The following is a 2776-nucleotide window of genomic DNA, read 5'->3' on the forward strand; positions in this document are numbered from 1 at the left end:
GCTCTAACCCATTAAATATTGCTCGACCTGAATTCAGCGGCATGTCGCTTCTTGCCACGTCCACTTTGACCACCCAGTCAGACGTGATGGCTTTTCGACAAAGCGGACTGCCCATAAACTCTGAACATTTGAAGATGCGGCCCCACTTCCTCTTCCAAATGTTCTCCTTTCGAACCGCCGCATTGACAGGAGCGCTTACAAAGGTGCAACATGCGTCTCCTGTTGATCTATTGAAAACGCGCGATCATACAGCTTGACTGCCATATTCATTGGGTCTAGGGTGAATGGAGTCATGAGTACGCTTTTGCGATGACATTCCTTGAAACTCAAAGGATTCTCATTAAGGGTGCGTTGCGGGAATGGATGAAGAGGACATGAGGCGCCCTACTACAACTTAGAGAATAAGGAGGCCAGATCATGGCACTGCTGATTACCGATGAATGCATCAATTGTGGCGCCTGCCTACCGGAATGTCCGAATGAGGCCATCTTCGAAACACGCAGCGACGCGGAGACGAAGGGAAATCATGTGGGCGACGGCCAGGGAGTGGGGGACAATATTTATGTGATCACTCATGACCGCTGTACGGAGTGCGTCGGCCATTTTGACGAACCTCAATGTGCGGCAGTCTGTCCGGTCGATAATTGCTGTATTTCTGATCCGGCGTATCCGGAGGGGACGGATGTCCTGCTGGAAAAAGCGAAGACACTCAATCCTGACAAGCCTATCGATCCGGCGAAAGTTTGGAGCGGCGTGCGGAACTGATCGTTCTCCTTCGCGGCTCCGACCTTAGAATGCTGAAAATTCTGCCGGGAGAGTGTTATGCCTTGGCCTAGCGGAAACGGTTAGTTATGGCTGATAAGGGTCCGAGATTCCTCACAAATGCCACAGTCATTAAGGTTTTAGCCAAAGTCTTTGCATTCCAAGCCATCGAGATCAACCTATTGCGCTCTCAGGCTGGAATATCCGATGCGAATTGGAAAACTCTTAAGCGGGAAGCTTTTAAGAAAACATACGCCAAGCAACGTGCTTTTTATGAGGATCGCTTGACGGGCGCGTTCGCTTTGGAACGCATTTCCCAGTCTGAGCGCGAGACAAGACTTCTCGAACTCTGGCTTAAACAGAGCGAGGAGCCTCCCAAAGGCGAATCATAAGCCATGAGCACAAATCGCTTCTTACGGGTACAGGCGGTGCGGATGCTTCTTGTTGCGGCTACCTTCTGTACATTACTGGTCGTGACAGGAGAGTCGGTATTGGCACATGGGGAAGACATATCCGAGACGAGTCCATCGCAATCGAGCGCATCCAACCCATCGAATCTAGCCAGCCCCGCGGCAGCCGGACTGCAAGCAGCCTGCTGGGCTCTCACCGTCCCTTATGGTGCCGCGAAAATGGCTTATGCGATCGGGGGAGGCATTGTGGGCGGCTTCGCGTGGGCGATAACAGGGGGAGACATGGAGGTGGCAAAGTCTATCTGGTTCCCCTCGATGACAGGCGACTACATCGTCCAGCCGCAGCATCTCACCGGAGAGAAGCACCTCTACTTCGTGGGCGTGTCGCCAGAGGGTCCCCTGTCATAACCTTTCAGATCTCGTACGGTCTGCATCGTTCGGCAAACTCGCGGCGGAGACAAAGGCATAGGGATACAGAAAAGGGTATCCAACCCCCTTTAAATCTTGTGTCAATTCCAGCGACATCGGCCGCCACATGAACCGCCGGTCCATCTAGAGATCCGCCAAATTGGCCAGAAACACATGGTGTTTCCTCTTGCCCCCGAGCACATCTCCCGATACCTCAGACTCATCCAACGTTCCTAGGTATACGATGGACCTGAATCGGTCATTCGGCCCTGGTTTGATGGAGCCGTCTTTTTTCCTCTAAGCCCTTGACAGAGATGAAACCTCGTTCTTCAGATTGGGATGGCCCATCCCCAGAAAAATCTTAAACCTGTGGATAGTGATCCGAATGGTGGCAATGGTAAGAGCGCTAGCAGGGATGATTGGATCATGCAAGGGAAATTTTCCTAGGAATATGCAAGAAAAGAAGGAGCTTCTCTCAAAACCACTATTACTTGGGGTACTTCCAGGAGGAGACGGATGCCTAAAAAATAGGCGATTCGATAAATACGCACGCCATCCGCCTTATTGTTACTGAATCCAGCAACTTGTTCACAAGGTTATCCACAGAAGATGGGGAGTATGAATTGGGGCATTAATATACAAGACTCATCCCTCGTAGTTAGGGAGATAACTAGGGCAGCGCGTACCACAGTAGAACGCTATTATTTGTGGATGTTCTCTTATTGGACGGCTTTGGGAGCTTCGGCTCGCTCATAGGTTCTCTCTCTACTGGTCCGGTAGTGGGAATTCAGCTGAGTGCGAAGTATGAAAATGTCGAATTTTTCATGCCAATACCTCCTGAAAAAATTGTTTCGTCAAACCCTTTGTCGCGGTTTGCGCTCCAATGGGTAGCGCGCAGGCACACCATGACCCGAGTTATCGGTACATAGGTTCACTGGGTGAATGTGAAATAGCCCTAGCGGTGACGAGCAGGCTTCGAGGATTTCCATTTCCAGGGCGGGACGGGATTAGACTCAGCCCACAGGCCCGTCCCAGCGGCTCTGGCCAGTTCTTCCATATCTTTCAAGGATTGATCGCCGGACCAGCCCGGTTGCACCCAGGCGAGCCCCTCTTTGATCAGCTCATGGGCGATCTGTCGCCCGTCCGGCAGGAGGATGTCGGCGATCATCCGACCCTGACGATCCCGCTTCAGGTCT

5 protein-coding genes are annotated in these 2776 nt (G+C 51.9%); 4 read left to right on the plus strand and 1 reads right to left on the minus strand.

The window, feature by feature from the left end:
• From ACOSYY_RS02400 to ACOSYY_RS02415, 4 genes are all read left to right on the plus strand, one after another.
• The coding region (locus ACOSYY_RS02400) for a hypothetical protein (RefSeq protein WP_421660674.1) at positions 1-257 on the plus strand (257 nt) is incomplete at its 5' end.
• 160 nt (positions 258-417) lie between these two features.
• Complete coding sequence (locus ACOSYY_RS02405) at positions 418-765, plus strand: 4Fe-4S dicluster domain-containing protein (protein WP_421660675.1); 348 nt, start codon at positions 418-420, stop codon at positions 763-765.
• A gap of 86 nt (positions 766-851) precedes the next feature.
• Positions 852-1154 carry a hypothetical protein gene (locus ACOSYY_RS02410; protein WP_421660676.1) on the plus strand — a complete coding sequence of 101 codons (303 nt, stop codon included), beginning with the start codon at positions 852-854 and terminating at the stop codon, positions 1152-1154.
• A 3-nt stretch (positions 1155-1157) separates the two neighbouring features.
• Entirely contained in the window at positions 1158-1580 is a 423-nt protein-coding gene (locus ACOSYY_RS02415) for a hypothetical protein (protein WP_421660677.1), read from the plus strand.
• Positions 1581-2535: 955 nt separating this feature from the next.
• Here ACOSYY_RS02415 and ACOSYY_RS02420 read toward each other — a convergent pair.
• On the minus strand, positions 2536-2776 hold a 241-nt coding region (locus ACOSYY_RS02420; protein WP_421660678.1), incomplete at its 5' end, for a thermonuclease family protein.

This window comes from Nitrospira sp. BLG_2 (assembly GCF_049222245.1).